We start from the raw sequence: 23,440 nt of genomic DNA, 5'->3' as shown, positions 1-23,440 counted from the left end.
GCGGGCCCGGGCAAGGCGGCCTAGGCAAGCGCGCCCCATGGCGCGGTTCCCTGAGCCATGGATTTATTGCTGGAATGGATAAATCGCGCCCAGGTCCAGCAACTGCGTCAGTTCGTCCAGCGCGGTGCGAACCTCGTTAAGCAGCGAGGGATCCGCCAGATCGTCCTGATTCAGCCGGTCGCGGTAATGCTTGTCGACCCAGAGGTTAAGGCGGTCAAACAGCGCCGGCGTCATCAGCGTGGCGGGATTCACCGCGCCCTGCTCCTGCGCAGTAAGGATCACGCGCAAACGCAGGCACGCCGGACCGCCGCCGTTACGCATGCTCTCGCGCAAATCGACGACGCTCACCCGGTCTATCGCCCGGCCTTCGGCCGCCAGCTCATTAAGATATGCCCAGACGCCATCATGCTCGCGGCACTCCTGCGGCACCACAATAGTCATCTTGCCGTCCCGGCGGCTTAATAACTGGCTGTTGAATAAATAGGTCGCCACCGCGTCGGCCACGGATACGCGCCGCGCCGGCACTTCGAGCGCCGTCAATTCCTGGCCGAGCTGCGCCAGCGCGCGGCTTAGCCGCTCACGGACCCCCTCTCCCCCGGCGAACGCCTGTTGATGATAAAACAACACCTGTTCATTGCTGACGGAAATCACGTCATTATGGAATACGCCCTGGTCGATGACGGCGGGATCCTGCTGGACCATCAGACAACGTTCCGGCGCCAGCAGATGCAGGCGCGCCACGGCTTCGCTGGCCTCACGCGTCTGCCTGGCGGGATAACGCCCCGGTTCGCTGCCCGCCTCCAGGCCGCTTTTGCCATACACGAACATTTGTACCCCCGGGGAATCATAACGTCCCAGGCGATTATGGTTTGCCGCGCCCTCGTCGCCGAACAGCGCGGACTGGGGCAACGCCTCATGGTGGCGGAAAAAGCGCGCGTCTCGAAACACCGCCCGCAGGATAGCCCCTGTGGTTTCGGCCTCTATGGCGCGATGGAATTTATTATGCAGGTTGGCGGGGGTAAAGTGCACCCGGCCGTCGGCGCTGTCCGCCGACGGGCTGACGGTGGCCGCGTTGGCGACCCACATTGCCGACGCGGAACTGAGTATCGACAACAATTGCCGGTGGTCGCGCGCCACCTGCGCCAGGATCTGCGCGTCGTTGCCGGTGAAGCCCAGACGCCGCAAATACGCTAAATGCGGCCGTTCATGGGGCGGCAATACCCCCTGCATAAATCCCGCGTCGGACAACGCTTTCATTTTGGCCAGCCCTTGCCGGGCGGCCAGTCGCGGATTGGCATCTTCGCGCCGGTGGCGCGTCGAGGCTTCGTTGCCGAAGGAGAGGCCCGCATAATGATGGGTGGGGCCGACCAGACCGTCGAAGTTCGCTTCAACACAATGCTGCATGGGCACATCCTGTTTGCTGTGGTGAGGTTGAGCCCGCGCGCGTGCGGCCGTCCGCATACAGCGTCGCCGCCCGCAGCGCTTGCCCCGGCGCCAGGCCGAGCGCGGCGGCCGTGGCAAGGTCAATTTCCAGTGATTCGCGGCCGATTTCACACCGGCAGGCCACGGCGCGAAAACCCTGGTAGTCCTCATTGGCCAACAGGCACCAGGCGGCGTCTTGATTGTGGCGCCCGGCGTCGTCATCCGCCATGATTTGCGCCGTCACCCTGCGGCTGTCGCGCACCGTGCGAATCTGATCAATTTCGGCCTCGAGCGTCGGGCCGCCGTCGAAAATATCGATATATCCCTGGTAACGCAGCCCCTCGGATTCCAGCAGCGCCCTGGCCGGCTCGGTCTGCGGGTGTACCCGGCCGATGACTGCGCGGGCCTCCGGCGCCAGGAAATCCACGTACAGCGGATGCTTGGGCATCAGTTCGGCAATAAACGCCTTGTTGCCGGTACCGCTTAAATAATCGGCGCGGGCAAAGTCAATGGAAAAAAACCGCTGGCCCAGATTGGCCCAGAAAGGAGAATAGCCCTGTTCATCGCAATAGCCGCGCATTTCGGCGAGTACGCGCTGGCCGAAATAATCGCGGAAGGCCGCCATAAACATCAGCCGCGCCTTGACCAGCAACTGGCCGTTGGCGCCATGGCGATAGTCGGGATCGAGAAATAACGTACAGAGTTCACTCAGGCCGGTATGATCGTTGCTCAGGTAAAGGGTCGGCACGGCGTTATAAACATTTAACGCCGTGGAGGCATGCACCAGGGTGCCGACGCGGAAATTATACCAGGGTTCCTTGAGGCCCACCGCCACCTCGATGGCGCTGACCCCGACCACCTTGCCCCGGTCGCTGTCTTCCAGCGCGAACAGATATCCCTGCTCGCCGCGCGCGAGGCCGCCCTGCCAGGTGCGCACCGATCGATCGATGCGGGCCGCCAAAACCTCCTCATTCGCCGGCAGGGAGGTCAGTCCCGCGCCGGCCTTGCCCGCCAGCGTCAGGATATCCAGCAGGTCACGGTGTTCTACCGGTCGGATGATCATCATAATTACTACTCCTCGCCACGCCATGGGGCATAAAACGGTTTTCAACCGATCGCACGATAAACGGGCACCTAAAAGGGCGCCGGGTTGCCGATAACGTGCCGGGCCTTTCCCTGCCTGCAAGTCACGGGCAAACACGCCAGCTGATAATGAGTATAGATTGCACACAACGTGCCAGCTATAGCCAGATAAATGAATAAAATTTATTGGTGTCTTTAAAAACAATAAGTTACACGACATCATTATTCATTTTTAATGAATAAAAAATGAATATTATGCATTGCCGGCGGGGTTGCGCGCTTAAAGGGAATAATTTATGCACCCCGTCGCAGCGGGTGACAGTGGGGCCGGAGAGACGGATTAAAAGTGCGAAACGCCGGCGCGGCATCGCCCTCTTGGCGCCAGCGCTTTAAAAAAGTGCAGTAACGCACCATGGCAGGGCGCCGGCCCTGTGTTCCAGGCGCGCAATAATGCGCGGGCGGTAAGCCAGGCCCGGCTAATCGAAGACCGCGCCGGCGGTTCCGAGCGCTAACGGCGGGTCGACTTTCAGCACAATCCAGTTCGAGGTGACGCGCTGCTGTTTTTCATCCTCCACCGTCAGCGAGAGATGATATTCGTTGCTGGCTCCCGCCTCGTCATGCCATTGCGGCATGATAATCGTCCAGCCGTCGGGCTGATTGCTGCGGGGGGGCGGCGTCAGGCTCAGGGCGTGGGTATCGCCTTGCCAACTGACGGCGGTAATGGTATTGCGGGCGACGACCTCGGGTTTAAGCTCAAGGGATTCACCGCTGTGTAATGACCAGGGCGGGGTGGCGAGAAAAACCGACAGCGTTTTTCGTTGCCGGAACGCCAGCACCGGGGCATTGTTGCGCGCCACCAAATCATAGCGGCTGCCGCGCAGCGTGTGCGCCTGCGCAACGTTGCGTGATGAAAGCTGTTGTTCCAGGGGCACGCCCAGGCGGTAATTGACCGTCAGGGCATAGTTATCCTGCGATTCTCCGCTGTCGCCCTGCGTATGGCTGGCCGTCAGGGTCATCAGCGGCACCGGGGTATAATTAACGCCAAATGCAAACGCCGCGGGGTCGTTACGATAATTGCCGCTATCAAACAAATCCACATTATCGCCGTAGTAGCGCTCATATTTGACCGAGGCGCCCAGCTGCCGGTAAAAGGGCAGGTAACCGCGCGTCGTCAGGTCATAGCCGCCGGCCGTTTGGCGCAGGAACCTGGCGGAATTTTGTTCGGCTTTCATGGCGGACAACGGATAATAGAAATTAGTGGACAGGCTGAGATAATCGCCGCTGGCCTCGGCGCCGACGGCGCCGCGCCGCAGGGAGTCATGGGCGAGAAACTGGTCGTAAAACAGGTTATAGCCCACCTGCCAGCGGCCGGCGTTCCAGCGCTGCCCGAGGCCGATATTCGCCACCGCGCCCTGCGCCGACCCCTGCACGCCGACCTGGCTGAACGTCAGCGCCCGGTTGGGATTATCCCACAGCGGCAACAGCAGTTGTCCTGAACTGCCGGCCAGATCGCCCTGGGGCGAGACATCGAGCGAGATGCTGGAATACCCCAGCGGCTGCAGCATGCTTTCGCTTTGCTGCTGCAGTTGCGTCAACACTTTTTCTTTTGCCTGTTCGACCAGATAAGAACGCCACGACCGATCGCTGGCGTCATTGTTCGCCTCGGCCAGCTGTTTTGCCAAAGTGGCGAGTTTCTTTTCCGTTTCACTTTCGTTTAAATTCCCGCCGCCTAAATCGGGTAGGCTCTGGTGTTCGGAATTTACTGCAACGGAATTATTCTGTGAGGTGGACGAATCCGTGGTCAATGCCGCTGCGCTTAAAGAGAGCCACCCCAGGCATCCAACCACCAGCGGCAGAAAATAAGCGCATACCTGATCCAGACGCACATAGGGCATAAGGACAATATCCCTCTCAGTTCACACCCGGTAAACAAGGCATGGTGCTTTGATGACCGGCTCAATGCCGGACTGCTCATAAAGTAACCCGAGAAAGGCACTATACCATAAACCCGTGACGGTCATGAACCTCCTATCCAGCTCAGTATTTTAAACTACAATTATTAAGCTGCTATGCTTTAATCGGCACCTGCCCGCCACAAAAAAAGTCATATAAGACTAAGGCCCGGAGATAACGATATGAAACCCTTAGAAAAGGAACGATTCAATGGCTTAGAATGGCTGCGCTTTTTGCTCGGTTGTTATGTCATGCTTTACCATACCGCCCATACCTATCCCCAGCTACAAAGCATCAGGGGAATAGGCGAACTGACCAGCATGGGATTTTTCGCCACCAGTTCTTTTTTTGTCTTGTCCGGTTTCCTGCTGGCGCATGTCTACGTCCGCGGCAATCAGCTGCGCGAGCCGGCCACCACGTTCTGGGCCAAACGTTTTTTTAACCTTTACCCGATTCATATCGTGGCGCTGGTGTCCTCCATCCTGGTCATCGCCCTGATGCAATGGCTGGCGATCCCGCCGGACGGGCCCGGCGCCAGCGTGCGCTTCGTGGTCTACGATACCAATGACATACTCGGGCAAACCAATCCGGAGCTGTTCCGCCATTATATGGATAACGCTCAACTGGCGTTCAACAGCGTTTTACAATTGCTGATGCTCCAGGCCTGGAACCCCTACTTCCTGACCTTTAACGCGCCGCTGTGGTCGCTTTCCACGCTGTTTTTCTTTTATATCCTTTTCCCCTGGTTTGCGCCGCGGCTGATGAACGCGCGCAGGACCTGGCTCTGGCTGGCGGTGATCTGGGCGCTCTACCTGCTGCCGCCGGCCTGGGTGGTATGGCAACATTTATACGGCATTCCTTATACCGGGCTGCTGCAGCGGGTGCCGATTTTTCGCGTGCCGGAGTTTTTTGGCGGGATACTCGGTTATGCCTTGTTCCGCCGCGCCCGGTTAAAAGAACAGGTTCTCAGCCGCTGGCAGCGTCGCGCCATGGCCTGTTTCATCCTGGTCTGCTTCCTGGTTGCCGCCGCGCTGTTTACCCATGGCCCCAAGTACTGGTATTTCCTGCTGCATAACGGCCTGCTGCTGCCGTCGCAAATCGCGCTGATTTATCTTTGCGCCCTGGCGCGCACGCCTGACAGCGAATGGCTGCGGCATTGGTCTACACGCCTGGGAGCGGCGTCGCTGTCCATGTTTGCGCTGCATGTGCCGCTGTTCAATCTCGCGCGCACCCTGGAACAATTTTTTCGCGGCGATCCCAAAGCCTGTTTCAGCGATTGGCCCGGGTGCATCGCGGCGGCCGGCGACGTACAGCCCTCCCTGGGCGGCTACCTTATTTATATGCTGACGACTATCGCGCTATGCGTGCTGTTCCAGGAACAGTTTGTGGCGCGCATGCGTAAACGCCTGGTGGCACGCTACCTGACCAAAGAGGCGCGGGTCGGGCGTATCGGCTCCCCCGACCGGTCCCATTCCTGAGCACGGCGAGGCCCTCCCGGTCAATGCCGGCCGGGAAAAGGTAAGCCGGACGTCGTCAAGGTAAGCCCCCGTAGCCGGGAGTCGCGGTTTTTAATATGCAGCGGTTGCGTAACCGGCGCCCCGCACCGGGGGCGGTGATGTCACAGCGCCAGCGGGGAGCCGTCAAAGGGATGACGGTTTATAGCGGAGCGCGCCTGCAGCAGTTGGCGGACGTGTTTTACTAATTCAACCATACATTCATCATGCATCCCGTGGTTATTCAGCTCTTGTTCCAGCGCAAACAAATACTGCGCATTGGTCCCGAGCGGACCGCTGGCACAGGCAATTAGCGGGGCGATAATCTGCGAACGGGTATCCGCTTCAAAAAAAGGATGCTTTGGATCCATCACAAACGCCAGCGCCGTGACTTTTTCATCCCCTTCAAGTTGAAGCTCCGTCCAGGTGGGAATATAACAGCCGGTAAGCATTTCCCGCTTCCATAACAGTTCGAGTTCCTCATGCAGTTTGGCTTCCGGCAACCTGAAGGCCAGGCCGGTGGTCTGGCCGCCTTCTTTGAGCGCCAGCATCCTGCCGGGCTGAGTGGCGGTGCCGCGCCCGGCGGTAAGGCGCAGGCAAAAGGCGCGATGCCACCCCATCAGCGTAGCGGGACTGACTTTATCGGCTTCAAATATCGGGTTCCACATTAAGGAGCCGTAACCAAAGATCCACACCGGGCTATTATCCGGCCTGCGGGAAAGCGTACATTGCAATGAGGCATGACGTTGTTCAGGGGACAGTAACAGCGCCTCGTCTATAATGCCGAAGGCGGTTTTACAATCGGCTTTCTGTAAAAAGTCACGTGTTAACACTCGTTTTTCTTCTCCCGGCTGACGATCGCCACACACTAAGGTAAAGCCGTTCACCCGACACTAACAATAAGAATTATGTAAGAGTCAATTATTTTATTGTGAACATTATGACATTATTCGTTTATCGGGACGCTGGCAAGTTTGATCTTTATCACGTTTAAAAAAGCAGCGGCCCTACCCGGCGCTAAAATCCGGCGCTAGGCGTCCGCCGCTGTCGGGAAGGAAGGTGGCGGGAACGGATGACGGCCGTCAGGTCCGGTTATTTCTTGGGATGCCATCGATCGTCATCGCCTTTCTGGTAACCGTGCTTTACCGCCGCCCAGGCGACCTTGTGCGCGGTCTCCTCGCGGGATTCATCCCCGCGCCGCTCCGACTTATCGGCATATTGATCCCAGGCGTGGTTGAACGCCTCGCGATAAATATCCTGGGCATGCTTGGGTAAAACGTTGGTCACGCTGTCCGGTAAGTCTGAATTGCTTTTATAGGGCATGGTGCGTCTCCTTGGCGAACATGGCTAAGTGTCACTTAAGTATAGAAACTTTGCGGGCACGCGCCAGGCCGGCCGGGGGAAAAACGGGACACATAAATTTATTTATAGATATCTGATAGGCACACTGCCACGAAACAGGCGGATAAAGACGATTAGATGAATAACATAAGATGATTAAAGGGGATATTTTTTGTATTTTACTAGCTTATAATGTGACTTGCCCGATAAAAATCATCTTATAGCCTGTTTTTCCCATCGCTTCCGGATTATTTTCTTCAAGACGGATATTTATACATAACTTGACATTTTATACAGCCGTTTTCTGGTAGGCTTATTCCATAAATTTTATCGTTGGCGCCTGGTTATAATGATAACCGGTAGCAAGCCTGACTCTTTGCAAGGAGATTACCTATCATGAAATCCGCCGATCAGGGGATCAAAACGCGTCACAAGGAATATACCCTGCTGTTTCCCATTGCAGCGCTGGCGGTATTGATAGTATGGGGCGCCACGCCCACTTTCGCCGTGACGGTCATCATCAATCTTATCGCCCTCATCGCCATCCTTGTCAGCGCGTTTAACGTCGTGCGCCATGCCGACGTGCTGGCGCACCGGCTGGGAGAACCCTTTGGTTCGCTGATCCTCAGCCTGTCGGTGGTGATCCTCGAGGTGAGCCTGATTTCGGCGCTGATGGCCACCGGCAATGCCTCGCCCGGCCTGATGCGCGATACCCTGTTTTCGGTCATCATGATTGTCACTACCGGCTTGGTCGGTTTTTCCCTGCTGCTGGGCGGGCGTAAATTCGCCACCCAGTCGGTGAACCTGGCCGGCATCAAGCAATACCTGATGGCCATCATCCCGCTGGTGGTGATTGTGCTGGTGCTGCCCACGGCCCTGCCGGATGGCAATTTCAGCATCGCCCAGGCACTGTTTGCCGCCGCTATCTCCGCCGCCATGTACGGCGTATTCCTGTTGATACAGACTAAAACGCACCAACGCTATTTTATCTACGAGCATGAAGACGGCGACGACGATGATTCCCACGGCAAACCCTCCGCACACAGCTCCAAATGGCACGGCATTTGGCTACTGTTGCATCTGCTGGCGGTGGTAACCGTGACCAAGTTCAACGCCGGTCCGCTGGAACAACTGCTCGGTGATTTGCATGCGCCCCAACAATTCACCGGCTTCCTGGTCGCGCTGCTGATCCTGTCGCCCGAGGGCCTGGGCGCCATCAGGGCGGTGCTTAAAAACCAGGTGCAACGCGCCATGAATTTGTTTTTCGGTTCAGTGCTCGCCACCATTTCCCTCACGGTGCCCACCGTCACCATCATCGCCATCCTGACAGGCCATCCGCTGGCGTTCGGCCTGGGCATGCCGCAAGTGGTGGTGTTGTTAACCGCCATGATCCTGTGCCAAATCTCCTTTTCAACCGGCCGTACCAATGTATTGAACGGAACCGCGCATCTGGCGCTTTTCGGTGCTTATGTGATGACCCTCATGCTGTAGGGCCGACGGCATTTCCTCCCTCATATTGAAGGGGTTAGCGGGCGTCCGCCGTTCCAGGGCCCCGTACTCGTCTACCGGCGAGATAAAAAAATCGAACCGGTATTTCCCTTACCCGGCGCGATAAAACCCTTTCTTCCGCTGATAAGAAAGAATTTTAAGCAAAATATTCGCCATATCGGTTCTTTTTCACCTATTTGATGATGTAGCACTGGTGTTCCGTTCATCATAACTGGTATTTTAGTGTCTCTTTACGACGGACCGCACGGCCCGCCCTGCTCACGTTTTGGCTCGTTGTTTTAATGAAAAATCATCTCTTCACCGGTCTTCGCCCGTTCAGCGCGCTTATTGACGCCTGCTGGAAAGAACCTTACACCACCCAGCGCTTTATCAAAGACATCATCGCCGGTATTACCGTCGGCATCATCGCCATTCCCCTGGCCATGGCGCTGGCCATTGGCAGCGGCGTGGCGCCCCAGTACGGCCTGTATACCTCCGCCGTGGCGGGTATTGTCATCGCCCTGTGCGGGGGTTCCAGGTTTAGCGTGTCGGGTCCGACCGCGGCCTTTGTGGTCATACTTTATCCGGTGTCGCAACAGTTCGGGCTTGCCGGTTTGCTGATTGCCACCCTGCTTTCCGGCGTGATCCTGGTGATTATGGGTTTTGCCCGGCTGGGCAAGCTTATCGAGTTTATTCCGCTCTCGGTCACACTGGGCTTTACCTCGGGCATTGCCATCACCATCGCCACCATGCAAATCAAAGACTTTTTTGGTCTTACCCTGCCCGTGGTGCCGGAGGAGTATGTCGGCAAGGTAGCGGCGCTTTTCGCGGCGTTGCCGACGTTCAATCCCGGAGATACGCTGATTGGCATAGGCACCATGGCGGTGCTGGTCTATTGGCCACGCCTGGGCATCCGTTTCCCGGCGCACCTGCCGGCGCTGATAGCCGGCTCCGGCATCATGGCGGTGCTGTGGCTATTTGATATGCCGGTGGCGACCATCGGCACCCGTTTCGGTTATATCCTGGCGGACGGCACCCATGGGCAGGGTATTCCCCCGATCCTGCCGCAGTGGCTGCTGCCGTGGACGCTGCCCGATGTGCACGGCGTGCCGATGGGCTTAAACTGGCATACCGTTTCCGCCCTGCTGCCCGCCGCATTCTCGATGGCGATGCTCGGCGCGATTGAGTCGTTGCTGTGCGCCGTGGTGCTTGACGGCATGACCGGCAAAAAGCATCAGTCTAATAATGAACTTATCGGACAGGGAGTGGGCAATATCATCGCGCCGTTCTTCGGCGGCATTACCGCCACCGCCGCCATTGCGCGTTCGGCGGCCAACGTGCGCGCCGGCGCCACCTCGCCGGTGTCGTCGCTGGTACATTCCCTGCTGGTGCTGCTGGCGCTGCTGGTGCTGGCGCCGGCCCTGTCCTATCTGCCCCTGTCGGCCATGGCCGCGCTGCTGTTGCTGGTAGCCTGGAACATGAGCGAGGCGCGCAAGGTCATTTACCTGCTGCGCCGGGCGCCCAGGGACGATATCGTGGTCATGCTGCTGTGCATGTCGCTGACGGTATTGTTCGATATGGTGATCGCCATTACGGTGGGCATCGTCCTGGCCTCGCTGCTGTTTATGCGCCGTATCGCCGCCATGACCCGTATCAGCGAATTGCCGCAAAGCACCAGCGGCAAGCTCAGGGCGCTGCGGGTCAACGGTCCGCTGTTCTTTGCCGCCGCCGAACGCATTTTTGAGGAAATCGCCGTGCTGACGGCGCAGGATGACGTGATTATTCTGCAATGGGATGCGGTGCCGGTACTGGATGCCGGCGGCCTGCAGGCGTTTGTGCACTTCAGCGAAAACCTGGCGGCGGGCAAACGCCTGGTGATAACCGATATCCCCTTCCAGCCGCTGAAAACGCTGGCGCGGGCCAATATCCATCCCATCCCCGGCCGGCTGGCATTCTACAGCACGTTGGAACAGGCGCTGGCGGAGGAAGCCAAATAAGCCAACACCGGGCTTAATGCCGCCGTGTTAAAGGGAACCCGTGCCGATGGGGTCGAATCGGGCGTGGTGTTCCGCCCGACCGAGCGCCCCATGGCACGGTAAGCCCGCCAACACCGGGCTTAAAGCAGACCGTGTTCAAGGGAGAGCGTGCCGATGGGGTCGAATCGGGCGTGGTGTTCCCGCCCGACCGAGCGCCCCATGGCACGCTAGGCCCGCCAACACCGGGCTTAAAGCAGCCGTGTTCAAGGGAGAGCGTGCCTATGGGGTCGAATCGGGCGTGGTGTTCCCGCCCGACCGAGCGCCCCATGGCACGCTAGGCCCGCCAACACCGGACTTAAAGCAGCCGTGTTCAAGGGAGAGCGTGCCTATGGGGTCGAATCGGGCGTGGTGTTCCCGCCCGACCGAGCGCCCCATGGCACGCTAGGCCCGCCAACACCGGGCTTAAAGCAGCCGTGTTCAAGGGAGACCGTGCCTATGGGGTCGAATCGGGCGTGGTGTTCCCGCCCGACCGAGCGCCCCATGGCACGCTAGGCCCGCCAACACCGGGCTTAAAGCAGCCGTGTTCAAGGGAGAGCGTGCCTATGGGGTCGAATCGGGCGTGGTGTTCCCGCCCGACCGGGCGCCCCATGGCACGCTAGGCCCGCCAACACCGGGCTTAAAGCAGCCGTGTTCAAGGGAGAGCGTGCCTATGGGGTCGAATCGGGCGTGGTGTTCCCGCCCGACCGAGCGCCCCATGGCACGCTAGGCCCGCCAACACCGGACTTAAAGCAGCCGTGTTCAAGGGAGACCGTGCCGATGGGGGTCGATGCAGACAGGACGTTAACTGCCCGTATCCAGCGCCGGAAAGCTTTTCACCAAATCGTCAATGGCTTTCATCTGCACCAGGAACGGCTCGAGCTTATCCAGCGGCAGCGCCGACGGGCCATCGCATTTGGCATGATCGGGATCGGGATGGGCCTCGATAAACAGCCCGGCAATACCCACCGCCATACCGGCGCGGGCCAGCTCGCCCACCTGCGCGCGACGACCGCCCGAGGCGGCGCCGAACGGATCTCGCGTCTGCAGCGCATGGGTCACGTCAAAAATCACCGGACAGCCGCCGGAAACGCGGTTCATCACGTTAAATCCCAATATATCCACCACCAGGTTATCGTAGCCGAAATTACTGCCGCGATCGCACAGGATAACCTGCTCATTACCGGCTTCACGGAATTTATCAACGATATTGCCCACCTGCGACGGGCTGATAAACTGCGGTTTTTTAACGTTTATCACCGCACCCGTGCGGGCCATGGCCTCCACCAGATCGGTCTGGCGCGCCAGGAATGCCGGCAACTGTATCACGTCCACCACCCCGGCCACCGTCTGCGCCTGAGCCGCCTCATGCACGTCGGTAATGACCTTCACGCCAAACTGCGCTTTCAGCTCCTGAAAGATCTTCATGCCCTCTTCCAAGCCCGGACCGCGATAAGAGTGAATAGATGAACGGTTGGCTTTATCAAACGAAGCTTTGAACACATACGGAATACCCAGTTTTTGGGTCACGGTCACGTAATGCTCACAAATGCGCATGGCCAGATCGCGCGATTCAAGCACATTCATGCCGCCGAACAGCACAAAAGGACGATCGTTCGCCACCGGGATATCGCCGATATTCACCACAAGTTGTTTCATACCTGTACCTTATACTTTTTATCGACCTGCCGGCCGGGGTAATACCGTCCGGCATCGGGTTAATGTAGGGTCACCGACTTCTGCTCGATGGAATGTATCTGAACCTTGATCATTTCACTGATGGGATCTTCCGGACACTGCTCGACAAAATAATTCAGGTCCGAAAGCGCCACGTGATCACACTCCAGCTGGGCATAAATCAAACCGCGATCGCGGATTTCATAAGGATCGTCGGGATCAAATTCCAGCATCGCCTCGCTGGCGCCCAGGGCCAGCTCCATCTGTTTTTCGTCCATCAGCGCCGATTTTAAGGTGTCGAGCAATTTACGCACCACGGTATTGTTATCCGCTTCTTCCAGATCTTCATCCGCCAGCTCGATACCGGTGCCGATATTGCCGCGCAGCCAAATATCCAGCGTATGCTCATCAAGGGTATCGCCGTTAATCGGGTTGATAAGCCACATCTCGCCGTCAAGCCAGCCCGCGCGCAGTATCATCTGGGTAGGGAAAATCACCGGCAGCAGGGGAATGCCCATGGACTGCGCCACATGCAGCAGGATAATGCCCAACGACGCAGGCAGACCCTGGCGGCGCTCCAGCACATTATCAAGCCACAGGGCGTCCGACAGGCGATACACGCCGCCAACGCCGCCAAATCCCCAGGTACGATAAAACAGCTTGAGCAAAAGCCCAAGCTGTTCGTCCTGGTTCAGCTCCACCGAGATCTGCTCCCGCGCGTCCTCGGCCAGCAAACGCAGCTGCTGGCGAACGCTATCGGCGGGAAAATCCTCCCGGATGGCGAGGGAAATACGTATGACACCCTCGCTAAGCGGTGAAAGATTATATTCAAAATCCGCAATATTACTCATAGAAATCCTGTCAGCAGGGGAAGCTTACTGCTAGCCAGCCGGTAAATAGTGTACAGACACGCCAGCCCGCAGATAAATGCCAGCCAGCGGATTTTTTCGCGCCGCGTATTGTTGCCCAGCGCAACAGAGCCGAGCAGGATATAAATAACGACCAACACCAGTTTATCCAGCAGCCAGCGGCCGTCGGCGGTGAAGGGAGAAATGCCCGAGAGGATAATCAGCGTGACGCCGGATATCAATAACAGGGTATCGTTGATATGCGGGACAATGCGCACCCACCCTTTGCTCAGCAGGGTGGAACCGCGCCAGCGCCAATAAAAACGGATGATAAACAGCGTAATGGTGATCCATACCGTTGTTAAATGTAAGTACTTGATGGTCATGTAAGCACTCATCACTGCTCCAGCATCCTATAACCGGCGGGTCTTAACCCGGCCATTGTCCCATTGTTACGCGTTCATTGCCGCCATAATCCCGCCGGGAACCCACCAGGACGAAACCGGCGCGCGCCAACAGGCCGCGCACCGCCTCGCCCTGATGCCAGCCATGCTCCAGCGCCACCCAGCCACCGGGATGCAGGTGGTCGGCGGCGCCCACGACGATGGCCGTCAAATCGGCCAGTCCGTTATCGTCCGCCACCAGCGCGCTTTGCGGCTCGAAACGCACGTCTCCCTGATGCAGATGCGGGTCGTCCACGGCGATATAGGGCGGATTACTCACAATAAGGGTATAGCGCATTCCCTGCAATGATTTAAACCAACTTCCCGTCGCGAAGCGCGCATTGGCGATACCCAGCTGCAGGGCGTTCTCACGCGCCAATGCCACCGCCTCGGGCCGCAAGTCCACGCCGGTCACCCGCCATGACGGCCTTTCGCTGGCCAATGCCAGGGCAATGGCGCCGGTGCCGGTGCCCAGATCCAGCACCTGCGCCGGCTGGTCGGGCAGCAGCGCCAGCGCCTGCTCCACCAAACATTCGGTGTCGGGACGCGGGATAAGCGTGGCGGACGAAACCTTAAGCTTCAGGGACCAAAATTCACGCTCGCCGGTCAGGTAGGCTATCGGTTCCCCCGCCGCGCGCCGCAACAGCAGGGCGTCGAGTCGCGCAAGCTCCTCCGGCGTCAGGGGTGTTTCGCCAAAGGCCAGCAGCCAGGTACGCGCACGTCCGGTGACAAAACCGAGCAGGATTTCGGCATCCCGTCTAGGGCTGTCGCCGCCGGCGAGCCGGCGCGCGGCGCCATCAAGCCACTGGCCGCACTGCATCAGGATTGCTCTGCCAGCGCCGCCAGCTGATCCGCCTGGTACTCCTGCATGATCGGCTGGATCAGCATATCCAGTTTGCCTTCAATCACTTCATCCAGGCGATAAAGCGTCAGGCCGATACGGTGATCGGTCACGCGCCCCTGGGGGAAATTATAGGTCCGGATACGATCGGAGCGATCGCCGCTGCCCAGCAGGTTGCGGCGGGTCGACGCCTCCTCCAGCTGGCGCCGGCGCACCTCGGCCGCGCGCAGCCTGGCGCCCAGCACCGCCAGCGCCTTGGCTTTGTTCTTGTGCTGCGACCGTTCGTCCTGGCATTCAACCACCAGGCCGGTTGGAAGATGGGTAATGCGGATGGCGGAATCGGTGGTATTGACGTGCTGGCCGCCCGCGCCGGAGGACCGAAAGGTATCGATACGCAAATCCCCGGCATTGATCACCGGCAATTCCTCTTCCGGGATTGCGGGCATGACCGCCACCGTGCAGGCGGAAGTGTGGATGCGGCCCTGGGATTCGGTTTCCGGCACCCGCTGCACGCGATGGCCGCCGGACTCGAACTTCAGCTGGCCATAGGCGCCGTCGTTGTCTATTTTAGCGATCACTTCCTTGTAGCCGCCGTGCTCGCCGTCGCTGGCGCTGACGATCTCTACCCGCCAGCGCCGGGTTTCGGCAAAGCGGCTGTACATCCTGAACAGATCGCCGGCAAAGATGGCGGCTTCGTCGCCGCCGGTGCCGGCGCGCACTTCCAGGAAACAGCCGCGTTCATCATCCGGGTCTTGCGGCAGCAGCAGCAACTGCAACTGCTGCTCCAGCTCTTCCTGCAATGCTTTTAACTCTTTCAGTTCTTCTTGCGCCATATCGCGCATTTCCGGGTCGTCGAGCATCGTTTCCGCGGTGTGGATATCCTCCTGTACCTGCTGCCAGCGCTTAAAGGACGCGGTAACATCGGTCAGCTGCGCATATTCTTTCGACAGCGCGCGAAATCTATCCTGATCGTTAATGATGCCGGCGTCGCCAAGCAACACCTCGACTTCTTCTTGGCGCTCTTGCAACGCTTCCAGTTTGGCAACGATAGAAGGCTTCATAGGTGATGGTTTTACCTTATTAGTATAATGAGCTAGTCCAGTCCCAGACTGTCCCGCAGTATTTGCAGCCGTTCGACATCACCGTCACGGGCGGCCTGTTGCAGTGATTTGGTTGGAGCGTGGATAAGACGATTGGTCAGGCGGTGGGCCATGTCGCGGATCACCGCCTCGGGGTCGGCGCCGAGCCTGATGGCCGCCACGGCGCGCTCCTCTATTTCCGCACGCAGGCTATCGGCCTGGGAACGGAAATCGCGAATGGTTTCCACCGCGCTTTGCGCGCGCAGCCAGCCCATGAAATCCAGGCATTCCTGCGCGACGATGGTTTCGGCCTGGACGGCCGCCGACTGTCGCTGGGCGAGGTTTTTTTCAATAATGGCCTGTAAATCATCCACCGTATAAAGATAGGCGTTGGGGACCTTGCCCACGTCCGGCTCGATATCGCGCGGCACCGCGATATCCACCAGCAACATCGGCTGGTTGCGGCGCTGCTTCATAGCCCGCTCGACCATGCCCTTGCCGATAATGGGAAGCGTGCTGGCGGTGGAACTGATAATGATATCGGCACTGGCCAGGCGGTCGTCGAGCCCGGCCAGGTCGATGACCTGCGCCCCGACCTCGTCGGCCAGCAGTTGCGCGCGCTCGCGGGTGCGGTTGGCGATGATCAGCTGCTTGACATGGTGCTCACGCAGATGACGCGCAACCAGTTCGATGGTTTCGCCGGCGCCGACCAGCAGCACCGTGACATCAGCCAGGGATTCAAAAATCTGCCGCGCCAGGGTACAGGCGGCAAACGCCACCGATACCGCGTTGGACCCAATTTCGGTTTCAGTGCGCACCCGCTTGGCGACGGAAAAGGATTTCTGGAATAAGCGTTCCAGCTCGCCGGAAACGGTATGCCCGCGTTGGGAATCCGCAAAGGCTTTTTTTACCTGCCCGAGGATCTGCGGCTCGCCCAGCACCATGGAATCCAGCCCGCTGGCGACCCGCATCAAGTGGCTGACCGCGCCGTCGTCCAGATGCCAGTAGAGGCTTTGGCGCACCTCGTCCGGCTGCAAATGATGATAATCGCATAACCAGCCCACCAGAGATTCCTTGAAATTTTCCTGCTGCGCCACGCTTAGGTATAATTCGGTCCGGTTGCATGTAGACAGCACGACGCCGCCCCGCACCAGCGGTTGCTGGAGCAGGCTGACCAGCGCCTGGTCAAGGGTTTCGGGCGAAAACGCTATCCGCTCGCGTAACGCAACCGGCGCTGTTTTATGATTAATACCTAATGCGAGCAGGGTCATGGAATACGGCTATTAAATAATACGAGTGTTAGTATGGTTATGGTTTGAGTGCATTCTACTTGATGCGCGTGATCAAGAAAAGTCACACCGCATTTTCGACCTATCAGGGCGTGGCGCCGGTAATGAAATAAATGCCGCTTAGCGTGAAAATTGACGCTATCATGGTGTTAAACACCGGACAAAACGCCTTACCCACGAGAAAATTAAGGAAGCAGTTCCCTATGCCGAAGCGTATTCCCGCCTACTACCGCGTATTGCCGCTGGCCGGCCTGCTATTGGCCGCCTGTAGCGTCCACACGCCCTCAGGCCCCGCTAAAAGCCAAACCTCCCCCGAGTGGCAACAGCATCAACGCTCGGTGTCGCAGCTGTCCAGCTACCAGACGCGCGGCTCTTTCGCCTATATTTCCGGCCAGCAAAAAGTCTATGCCCGCTTTAACTGGCAGCAAACCGGCGCCGATCGCTACCGCCTGCTGCTGACCAATCCGCTCGGCAGCACCGAAATGGATTTGAACGTGCAGCCCGGCGTGGCCCAGATTACCAATAACCAGGGTAAGAAGTATGTCAGCAACGATCCGCAGCAGATGATCCAAAAGCTGACCGGCATGAATATTCCCCTCGACAACCTGCGTAAATGGATGCTGGGGCTGCCGGGCGACGCCACCGATTTCACCCTCGATTCGCGCGGCTTGCTCAAACAGGTCAACTACAGCCAGGACGGCCAGCAATGGACAGTGGTTTACCTGGGCTACCATGACGACAGCCGGCCGGTGCTGCCGGCCAATCTGGAACTGCGCCAGGGCGAGCAGCGTATTAAACTCAAAATGGACAGCTGGACCCTGCAATGATTCATCAATGGCCGGCGCCGGCTAAACTCAATTTATTTTTATATATTACCGGCCGGCGGCCCGACGGCTACCATCAGTTGCAAACGCTGTTCCAGTTTCTTGACTACGGCGATACGTTGACCATCGAGCCGGTCGCAGGCGGGGATATCCGGCTGCTGACGCCCCTTGCCGGCGTACGCGACGACGATAACCTTATCGTCCGGGCGGCGCGGTTGCTGCAGCGTCGCCGGTGGGGGGCTAAAAATAATTCCGCCCTGCCCGGCGCCGATATTCGCCTGGTTAAACGCCTGCCGATGGGCGGCGGGCTCGGCGGGGGATCCTCCGACGCCGCCACGGTGCTGGTGGCCCTTAATCATCTGTGGCGCTGCGGCCTTGAGCAGGAAGCGCTGGCCCGTCTGGGCCTCGAACTTGGCGCCGACGTACCGGTGTTCGTGCGGGGCCACGCGGCCTTTGCCGAGGGAATCGGCGAAATATTGACCCCGGCCGATCCGCCGGAAAAATGGTACCTGGTCACCCTCCCCGGCGTAAGCATATCGACGCCGGCGATATTCGCCGATCCGGCGTTAAAAAGAGACTCGCCGGTACGCGCGCTGGAGGCGTTATTAGCGCAGCCTTTTCATAATGATTGTGAGCCAATCGCAAGAAAACATTTTTACGAGGTTGAACAGCATCTTTCATGGCTGTTAGAATACGCGCCGTCGCGACTGACTGGCACCGGCGCTTGTGTATTTGCCGAATTCGATACCGAGTCCGCCGCCCGTCAGGTGCTGGAGCATTCCCCGGCGTGGATGCGTGGTTTTGTGGCGCGAGGCGTTAACGTTTCGCCGCTGCACCGCGTGTTGACCGGGGCGCATTAAGGTAACCGGACCGTTATGCCGCCGCTAGGTGACGGTTCCGCCAGGTTATCTCGATTTATCTTTACCCGTGTGGCATTGCCCTGTATGGCGCTCCGGTCCCGAGTGTTATGCTGTGCAATACCTTCTCTGGACGCAAGCCTGAGGTTCTTCTCGTGCCTGATATGAAGCTTTTTGCTGGTAACGCCACCCCGGAACTAGCACAACGTATTGCCAACCGTTTATATACCAGTCTTGGTGACGCCGCTGTAGGTCGCTTTAGCGACGGCGAAGTCAGCGTGCAAATCAATGAAAATGTACGCGGTGGTGATATTTTCATCATCCAGTCCACCTGTGCGCCAACCAATGACAACCTGATGGAACTGGTGGTCATGGTCGACGCGTTACGCCGCGCATCCGCCGGTCGTATCACCGCCGTTATCCCCTATTTTGGTTATGCCCGCCAGGATCGGCGCGTGCGTTCCGCACGTGTGCCCATCACCGCGAAAGTGGTGGCGGACTTCTTATCCAGCGTAGGGGTTGACCGTGTCCTGACGGTGGATCTGCACGCGGAACAGATCCAAGGCTTCTTTGATGTTCCGGTCGACAACGTTTTCGGCAGCCCGATTCTGCTGGAGGATATGCTGCAGCAGGATTTGGAAAATCCGATCGTGGTATCGCCGGATATCGGCGGCGTGGTACGCGCCCGCGCCATCGCCAAATTGCTGAACGATACCGATATGGCCATCATCGATAAACGCCGTCCGCGCGCAAACGTTTCCCAGGTGATGCATATCATCGGTGACGTGGCGGGCCGCGACTGTGTGTTGGTGGACGATATGATCGATACCGGCGGCACCCTGTGCAAAGCGGCGGAGGCGCTGAAGGATCGGGGCGCAAAACGTGTTTTTGCCTATGCCACCCATCCGATTTTTTCCGGTAATGCGTTCGACAACATCAAGAATTCGGTTATCGATGAGGTCATTGTTTGCGATACCATTCCGTTGGATCCCAAGATTAAAGCACTGCCCAACGTCCGTACCCTGACCCTGTCGGGCATGTTGGCCGAGGCCATTCGTCGCATCAGCAACGAAGAATCCATCTCCGCCATGTTCGAGCATTAATAGCCGCCGACGTCGCCGCCCCGGCGGCGCGCCTTGCTCATTCCACGCCACGGCGATCGGCCGGCGTGTGGTTTAGCCCCCGGATACGGGCCGCCCGGCCCGCCCGTATTAGTGTTTCCCGCTTTTTATGCAAAAAAAATCCCGAACCCGTAAGCAGGTTCAGGACAGGAAATAAAACCAGTCATCGTTGATATTAATCTATGTCGTTGTTTTTTCAATTGTTATCGCCCGCGTTAACGGACAGTGAGAGACACAAGCCGCTGTTTCGACGGCGGCGTTAAATGACCGGTTGCCAACCAGCGGCGCCAATAAAGACCTCCGCCGGATCAGTGCATTTGTCAAAAACCTGGCTCAACCTGCCGGCGCTTAATGATGTCCGGTACGACGGCAGCGGGAATCAAACCTGCGATGCCACCAGTAACGATCGCTGATGCGTTCGTGCCCGCCCATGCGCGCCCCTGCAACCCATAACAAGGCGCCGATAAAAATACCCATGATGGCGCTATGCGCGACCAATGGCGTAAAGTGCAATTGCGGAAGCTGATTTAATACTGAGCAGGCAAGCCCTGCGAGCATCATTATCATACCTACGCCCATCAGGCTGTTGCCACATAAGAGTGCTGATTTGCGTTTCATCGTTCACCTCCGGGTTACTCAATGAAATCGTGAATTGTTCATTCGTCGTCCTTATCAATCTGTGTAAAGTATAGTCAATATCTTGCTAAAGGCATCGTGCCCGCGATCACAGAGTTGACAATAAGTCACACAAATCATAATTCCCTGTCATTTTGTTTTTAAAAGAAATTGATCTCGATCAATGAGATGCGCAATAGCGTGCCGGCACGCGGAATTGCAGCTTTTTTGAACGGCCGGTCACAGCCTGGGGCCAGGGATTACCTCATGATCGGATCAGACGAGAGGAGGTGACTATGTACACTGACGATCTGGAAGTGATAACCAGCCTCGGACTTGCACTGACGATTATCATTCTGTTTTGCGCGTTGCTGTAACGGGCGGGTTTACAAATCGAGGCTCATGTCGACGCAAGACAGATAGCGTTGCGCCGAGGCGGAATAATATTGCCCCTCGCCCAGGATGCTGAAACCGCGGCGACGATAAAATTGCACGGCGTTCGGCGTCGAGGCCAAGGTTAAACGGGTTAACCCCCGGGTTTTCGCCTCGCTGATAATCCGCGCCAGGATACGCGCGGCATATCCCCTGCCCTGGTACGCCGGCAGGGTAAAGATGGCCTCCACCGACGCCCTGGTGACATCCAGGAACCCCGTTGCCACAGGCCCGCCGGCGGCTGTCGCGGCAATGACGAAAAAAGGATTTTGCGTGATGCAGGCAACAAAGCCCGCCGGCATGATGTCCGGCGTAAAAGCCATGATGGTGTCGGCATCATACACGTCCACGCAGCGGGCCCGGACGGCCTGATTGCGGATTAGCCATAATGCCTGCGCCTCCTGGGCGCGCGCCAGCCGCAGTTCCATAATGCCCCCATGACGTTTTCACGCGTTACACATCATCCCATTATTGCCATCAATCCGCCGGCAACGAAAGTGTGTTTTCGCGCGCCAGGGCACCCGCAAGGCCATGAGGCTTGCCCGACGGGGTGATGACACTTCGCTAAGCCGCTGCGGCGCAAATCTGTTAACATGACCGCGGGATCACCGGCGCAGGACCACGGCCGCCTGATTTCCCGTTGTGCGTTGGTCTGTTTAATCGAGAGCAATAGTTGAGAATGAAACCGTAATGACTATCAAGTTGATTGTTGGCCTGGCGAATCCGGGCGCGGAATATGCCGCCACCCGCCATAACGCGGGCGCCTGGTATGTGGATCTGCTGGCGGAACAGTTTCGCCAGTCCCTCAGGGAAGAGAGCAAATTCTACGGGTATACCGCCCGCCTGGCGATTGCCGGACAGGACGTCAGGCTGCTGGTCCCGACCACCTTTATGAATCTGAGCGGCAAGGCGGTCGCCTCTGTTGCCACGTTTTACCGTATTCTGCCGGAAGAAATCCTGGTGGCGCACGATGAGCTGGATCTGTTGCCGGGCAACGCCCGCTTGAAGCTGGGCGGCGGCCATGGCGGCCATAACGGCCTGAAGGATATCATCAGCCGGTTGGGCAATAATCCCAACTTCCATCGTCTGCGCATCGGCATCGGCCATCCGGGCGACAAAAGCAAAGTGGTGGGTTTTGTGCTGGGCAAGCCGCCGGCCAGCGAACTGGACTTAATCGATCAAGCCGTGGCTGAGGCGGTTAAATGCACCGAGATCTTAATCCAGGAAGGCCCGGTAAAAGCGATGAATCGCCTGCACGCCTTCAAAGCCGCCTGATGGCTCTCCGATCCGGAGCAAAAACGGTCTGCCGCCGCGTGCGGACCTATACCAGGCTATGACTCCGGTCGCCCCGGCGCCAATCGAGTTATGCGCGGTTTATGTGTATAATGGGGCATTAACGTATTGATGGTACGGTAAGACTAATTTAACCATCTGATAATAAAGCTATTTAAGGTGATATAACCATGGGTTTCAAATGCGGTATTGTGGGTCTGCCGAACGTGGGTAAGTCCACGCTATTCAATGCATTGACCAAAGCGGGAATTGAAGCGGCCAATTTTCCGTTCTGTACGATTGAACCGAATACCGGCGTGGTGCCGATGCCTGATCCGCGCCTGGACCAGCTGGCGGCCATCGTCAAGCCGCAGCGTATCGTGCCGACCACCATGGAATTCGTTGATATCGCCGGCCTGGTCAAAGGCGCGTCGAAGGGCGAAGGACTGGGCAACCAGTTCCTGACCAATATCCGCGAAACCGAGGCCATCGGCCATGTGGTGCGCTGCTTCGAGAACGATAATATCATCCACGTTGCCGGCAAAGTCGACCCGGTGGATGATATCGACGTGATTAATACCGAGCTGGCGCTGTCCGATCTGGAAGCCTGCGAGCGCGCTATCTTCCGGGTGCAAAAACGCGCCAAGGGCGGCGATAAGGATGCCAAGATCGAGCTGTCCGCGCTGGAAAAATGCCTGCCGCACCTGGGCAACGCTGGCATGCTGCGCACGCTCGATCTCAATGAGGAAGAAAAAGCGGCTATCCGTTATCTCAGCTTCCTGACGCTTAAGCCGACCATGTATATCGCCAACGTCAATGAAGACGGCTACGAAAACAACCCCTACCTGGATAAAGTCCGGGCTATCGCCGCCGGGGAAGGCTCGGTTGTGGTGGCGGTTTGCGCCGCGGTGGAATCCGATATCGCCGAACTGGAAGAAGAGGAGCGAGCGGAATTCATGGCGGAACTGGGGCTGGAAGAACCGGGCCTGAACCGGGTGATCCGCGCCGGCTACGAGTTGCTGAACCTGCAAACCTACTTTACCGCCGGGGTCAAGGAAGTGCGCGCCTGGACCATCCCGGTCGGCGCCACCGCCCCGCAGGCGGCCGGTAAAATCCATACTGATTTCGAAAAAGGTTTTATCCGCGCCCAGACCATCGCGTTTGAAGATTTTATTGCCTATAAAGGCGAGCAAGGCGCCAAGGAAGCCGGCAAGATGCGCTCCGAAGGCAAGGAATATATCGTCAAGGATGGCGATGTGATGAACTTCTTGTTTAATGTTTAATTAAATAGGTCACTCAACTTCGACGCGTCACAGGGCATTTCAAATAAATGATTATCCTAAATCCACG

The 23,440-nt window shown here is 58.1% G+C and carries 21 protein-coding genes; 8 read left to right on the top strand and 13 right to left on the bottom strand.

The features are described 5' to 3' along the window. Positions 1–63 precede the first annotated feature (63 nt). From astB to ACL2XF_RS07745, 3 genes are all read right to left on the bottom strand, one after another. The gene (gene astB / locus ACL2XF_RS07755) at positions 64–1,404 is read right to left on the bottom strand and encodes an N-succinylarginine dihydrolase (RefSeq protein WP_410014977.1); all 1,341 of its coding nucleotides are present in this window, start codon (positions 1,402–1,404) and stop codon (positions 64–66) included. After that, positions 1,388–2,488 carry an arginine N-succinyltransferase gene (gene astA / locus ACL2XF_RS07750; RefSeq protein ID WP_413722915.1) on the bottom strand — a complete coding sequence of 367 codons (1,101 nt, stop codon included), beginning with the start codon at positions 2,486–2,488 and terminating at the stop codon, positions 1,388–1,390. The genes astB and astA overlap by 17 nt, the downstream gene beginning before the upstream one ends. Before the next feature lie 493 nt (positions 2,489–2,981). Beyond that, complete coding sequence (locus tag ACL2XF_RS07745; protein ID WP_413728386.1) at positions 2,982–4,400, bottom strand: YchO/YchP family invasin; 1,419 nt, start codon at positions 4,398–4,400, stop codon at positions 2,982–2,984. Positions 4,401–4,640: 240 nt separating this feature from the next. Between ACL2XF_RS07745 and ACL2XF_RS07740 the strand changes: the two genes are divergently transcribed. Next, positions 4,641–5,936 (top strand): acyltransferase family protein, encoded by a 1,296-nt coding sequence (locus ACL2XF_RS07740; protein ID WP_413728385.1) that lies wholly within the window; start codon positions 4,641–4,643, stop codon positions 5,934–5,936. Between the two features lie 140 nt (positions 5,937–6,076). Here the strand turns inward: ACL2XF_RS07740 and ACL2XF_RS07735 are convergent, their stop codons facing one another. Beyond that, a complete protein-coding gene (locus ACL2XF_RS07735; protein ID WP_410014973.1) occupies positions 6,077–6,784 on the bottom strand; it encodes a gamma-glutamylcyclotransferase in 708 nt (235 codons plus the stop codon). Positions 6,785–7,043: 259 nt separating this feature from the next. Beyond that, positions 7,044–7,274: a putative cation transport regulator ChaB gene (chaB, locus tag ACL2XF_RS07730; RefSeq protein ID WP_413722917.1), complete on the bottom strand. Its 231-nt coding sequence runs from the start codon at positions 7,272–7,274 to the stop codon at positions 7,044–7,046. Between the two features lie 414 nt (positions 7,275–7,688). Here chaB and chaA point away from each other — a divergent pair, with 414 nt between their 5' ends. Both chaA and dauA read left to right on the top strand, forming a co-directional pair. Then, the gene (chaA, locus tag ACL2XF_RS07725; protein WP_410014971.1) at positions 7,689–8,783 is read left to right on the top strand and encodes a sodium-potassium/proton antiporter ChaA; all 1,095 of its coding nucleotides are present in this window, start codon (positions 7,689–7,691) and stop codon (positions 8,781–8,783) included. Between the two features lie 299 nt (positions 8,784–9,082). After that, positions 9,083–10,777 (top strand): C4-dicarboxylic acid transporter DauA, encoded by a 1,695-nt coding sequence (gene dauA / locus ACL2XF_RS07720; RefSeq protein ID WP_410014970.1) that lies wholly within the window; start codon positions 9,083–9,085, stop codon positions 10,775–10,777. 819 nt (positions 10,778–11,596) lie between these two features. Here the strand turns inward: dauA and kdsA are convergent. From kdsA to hemA, 6 genes are read right to left on the bottom strand one after another with little or no spacing between them, the layout of a single operon-like run. Further along, the gene (kdsA, locus tag ACL2XF_RS07715) at positions 11,597–12,451 is read right to left on the bottom strand and encodes a 3-deoxy-8-phosphooctulonate synthase (protein WP_410014969.1); all 855 of its coding nucleotides are present in this window, start codon (positions 12,449–12,451) and stop codon (positions 11,597–11,599) included. Between the two features lie 59 nt (positions 12,452–12,510). Continuing rightward, a complete protein-coding gene (gene sirB1, locus ACL2XF_RS07710; protein ID WP_410014968.1) occupies positions 12,511–13,320 on the bottom strand; it encodes an invasion regulator SirB1 in 810 nt (269 codons plus the stop codon). Further along, positions 13,317–13,715: a SirB2 family protein gene (locus tag ACL2XF_RS07705; RefSeq protein WP_410014967.1), complete on the bottom strand. Its 399-nt coding sequence runs from the start codon at positions 13,713–13,715 to the stop codon at positions 13,317–13,319. Before ACL2XF_RS07705 ends, sirB1 begins: the two co-directional genes overlap by 4 nt. 31 nt (positions 13,716–13,746) lie before the next feature. Continuing rightward, positions 13,747–14,580, bottom strand: a complete 834-nt coding sequence (prmC, locus tag ACL2XF_RS07700; protein ID WP_410014966.1) for a peptide chain release factor N(5)-glutamine methyltransferase — start codon at positions 14,578–14,580, stop codon at positions 13,747–13,749. Further along, positions 14,580–15,662, bottom strand: a complete 1,083-nt coding sequence (prfA, locus tag ACL2XF_RS07695) for a peptide chain release factor 1 (RefSeq protein ID WP_410014965.1) — start codon at positions 15,660–15,662, stop codon at positions 14,580–14,582. Before prfA ends, prmC begins: the two co-directional genes overlap by 1 nt. 32 nt (positions 15,663–15,694) lie before the next feature. Beyond that, the gene (hemA, locus tag ACL2XF_RS07690) at positions 15,695–16,951 is read right to left on the bottom strand and encodes a glutamyl-tRNA reductase (protein ID WP_410014964.1); all 1,257 of its coding nucleotides are present in this window, start codon (positions 16,949–16,951) and stop codon (positions 15,695–15,697) included. Between the two features lie 221 nt (positions 16,952–17,172). Between hemA and lolB the strand changes: the two genes are divergently transcribed. The 3 genes from lolB (at position 17,173) to prs (ending at position 19,753) form a co-directional block, all read left to right on the top strand. Beyond that, positions 17,173–17,796 carry a lipoprotein insertase outer membrane protein LolB gene (gene lolB, locus ACL2XF_RS07685; RefSeq protein ID WP_410014963.1) on the top strand — a complete coding sequence of 208 codons (624 nt, stop codon included), beginning with the start codon at positions 17,173–17,175 and terminating at the stop codon, positions 17,794–17,796. Beyond that, positions 17,793–18,653, top strand: coding sequence for a 4-(cytidine 5'-diphospho)-2-C-methyl-D-erythritol kinase (gene ispE / locus ACL2XF_RS07680; RefSeq protein WP_413728384.1), 861 nt, complete (start codon positions 17,793–17,795; stop codon positions 18,651–18,653). The genes lolB and ispE overlap by 4 nt, the downstream gene beginning before the upstream one ends. 152 nt (positions 18,654–18,805) lie before the next feature. Then, complete coding sequence (gene prs / locus ACL2XF_RS07675) at positions 18,806–19,753, top strand: ribose-phosphate diphosphokinase (RefSeq protein WP_331122568.1); 948 nt, start codon at positions 18,806–18,808, stop codon at positions 19,751–19,753. A 366-nt stretch (positions 19,754–20,119) separates the two neighbouring features. Here prs and ychH read toward each other — a convergent pair whose 3' ends face one another. Continuing rightward, positions 20,120–20,389, bottom strand: coding sequence for a stress-induced protein YchH (ychH, locus tag ACL2XF_RS07670; RefSeq protein ID WP_410014961.1), 270 nt, complete (start codon positions 20,387–20,389; stop codon positions 20,120–20,122). 383 nt (positions 20,390–20,772) lie between these two features. Next, complete coding sequence (locus tag ACL2XF_RS07665; protein WP_413728383.1) at positions 20,773–21,246, bottom strand: GNAT family N-acetyltransferase; 474 nt, start codon at positions 21,244–21,246, stop codon at positions 20,773–20,775. Positions 21,247–21,508: 262 nt separating this feature from the next. On the opposite strand from ACL2XF_RS07665, the gene pth reads away from it, so the two are divergent. Both pth and ychF read left to right on the top strand, forming a co-directional pair. Then, positions 21,509–22,093 carry an aminoacyl-tRNA hydrolase gene (pth, locus tag ACL2XF_RS07660; protein ID WP_410014959.1) on the top strand — a complete coding sequence of 195 codons (585 nt, stop codon included), beginning with the start codon at positions 21,509–21,511 and terminating at the stop codon, positions 22,091–22,093. Positions 22,094–22,281: 188 nt separating this feature from the next. Continuing rightward, positions 22,282–23,373: a redox-regulated ATPase YchF gene (gene ychF / locus ACL2XF_RS07655; RefSeq protein ID WP_410014958.1), complete on the top strand. Its 1,092-nt coding sequence runs from the start codon at positions 22,282–22,284 to the stop codon at positions 23,371–23,373. Positions 23,374–23,440: the final 67 nt, after the last annotated feature.

This window comes from Sodalis sp. RH19, from assembly GCF_047324215.1.
In the GTDB taxonomy this organism is placed as follows: Bacteria; Pseudomonadota; Gammaproteobacteria; order Enterobacterales; family Enterobacteriaceae; genus Acerihabitans.
The sequence above is the reverse complement of the archived record's forward strand: the minus strand, read 5'-3'. Positions and strand labels throughout refer to the sequence as shown.

Excerpts from the sequence above, each read along its gene's own strand:
- astB (WP_410014977.1), bottom strand. The coding sequence starts at position 1,404 with ATGCAGCATTGTGTTGAAGCGAACTTCGACGGTCTGGTCGGCCCCACC.
- astA (WP_413722915.1), bottom strand. The coding sequence starts at position 2,488 with ATGATGATCATCCGACCGGTAGAACACCGTGACCTGCTGGATATCCTG.
- ACL2XF_RS07745 (WP_413728386.1), bottom strand. The coding sequence starts at position 4,400 with ATGCCCTATGTGCGTCTGGATCAGGTATGCGCTTATTTTCTGCCGCTG.
- ACL2XF_RS07740 (WP_413728385.1), top strand. The coding sequence starts at position 4,641 with ATGAAACCCTTAGAAAAGGAACGATTCAATGGCTTAGAATGGCTGCGC.
- chaB (WP_413722917.1), bottom strand. The coding sequence starts at position 7,274 with ATGCCCTATAAAAGCAATTCAGACTTACCGGACAGCGTGACCAACGTT.
- chaA (WP_410014971.1), top strand. The coding sequence starts at position 7,689 with ATGAAATCCGCCGATCAGGGGATCAAAACGCGTCACAAGGAATATACC.
- dauA (WP_410014970.1), top strand. The coding sequence starts at position 9,083 with ATGAAAAATCATCTCTTCACCGGTCTTCGCCCGTTCAGCGCGCTTATT.
- kdsA (WP_410014969.1), bottom strand. The coding sequence starts at position 12,451 with ATGAAACAACTTGTGGTGAATATCGGCGATATCCCGGTGGCGAACGAT.
- sirB1 (WP_410014968.1), bottom strand. The coding sequence starts at position 13,320 with ATGAGTAATATTGCGGATTTTGAATATAATCTTTCACCGCTTAGCGAG.
- ACL2XF_RS07705 (WP_410014967.1), bottom strand. The coding sequence starts at position 13,715 with ATGAGTGCTTACATGACCATCAAGTACTTACATTTAACAACGGTATGG.
- prmC (WP_410014966.1), bottom strand. The coding sequence starts at position 14,580 with ATGCAGTGCGGCCAGTGGCTTGATGGCGCCGCGCGCCGGCTCGCCGGC.
- prfA (WP_410014965.1), bottom strand. The coding sequence starts at position 15,662 with ATGAAGCCTTCTATCGTTGCCAAACTGGAAGCGTTGCAAGAGCGCCAA.
- hemA (WP_410014964.1), bottom strand. The coding sequence starts at position 16,951 with ATGACCCTGCTCGCATTAGGTATTAATCATAAAACAGCGCCGGTTGCG.
- lolB (WP_410014963.1), top strand. The coding sequence starts at position 17,173 with ATGCCGAAGCGTATTCCCGCCTACTACCGCGTATTGCCGCTGGCCGGC.
- ispE (WP_413728384.1), top strand. The coding sequence starts at position 17,793 with ATGATTCATCAATGGCCGGCGCCGGCTAAACTCAATTTATTTTTATAT.
- ychH (WP_410014961.1), bottom strand. The coding sequence starts at position 20,389 with ATGAAACGCAAATCAGCACTCTTATGTGGCAACAGCCTGATGGGCGTA.
- ACL2XF_RS07665 (WP_413728383.1), bottom strand. The coding sequence starts at position 21,246 with ATGGAACTGCGGCTGGCGCGCGCCCAGGAGGCGCAGGCATTATGGCTA.
- pth (WP_410014959.1), top strand. The coding sequence starts at position 21,509 with ATGACTATCAAGTTGATTGTTGGCCTGGCGAATCCGGGCGCGGAATAT.
- ychF (WP_410014958.1), top strand. The coding sequence starts at position 22,282 with ATGGGTTTCAAATGCGGTATTGTGGGTCTGCCGAACGTGGGTAAGTCC.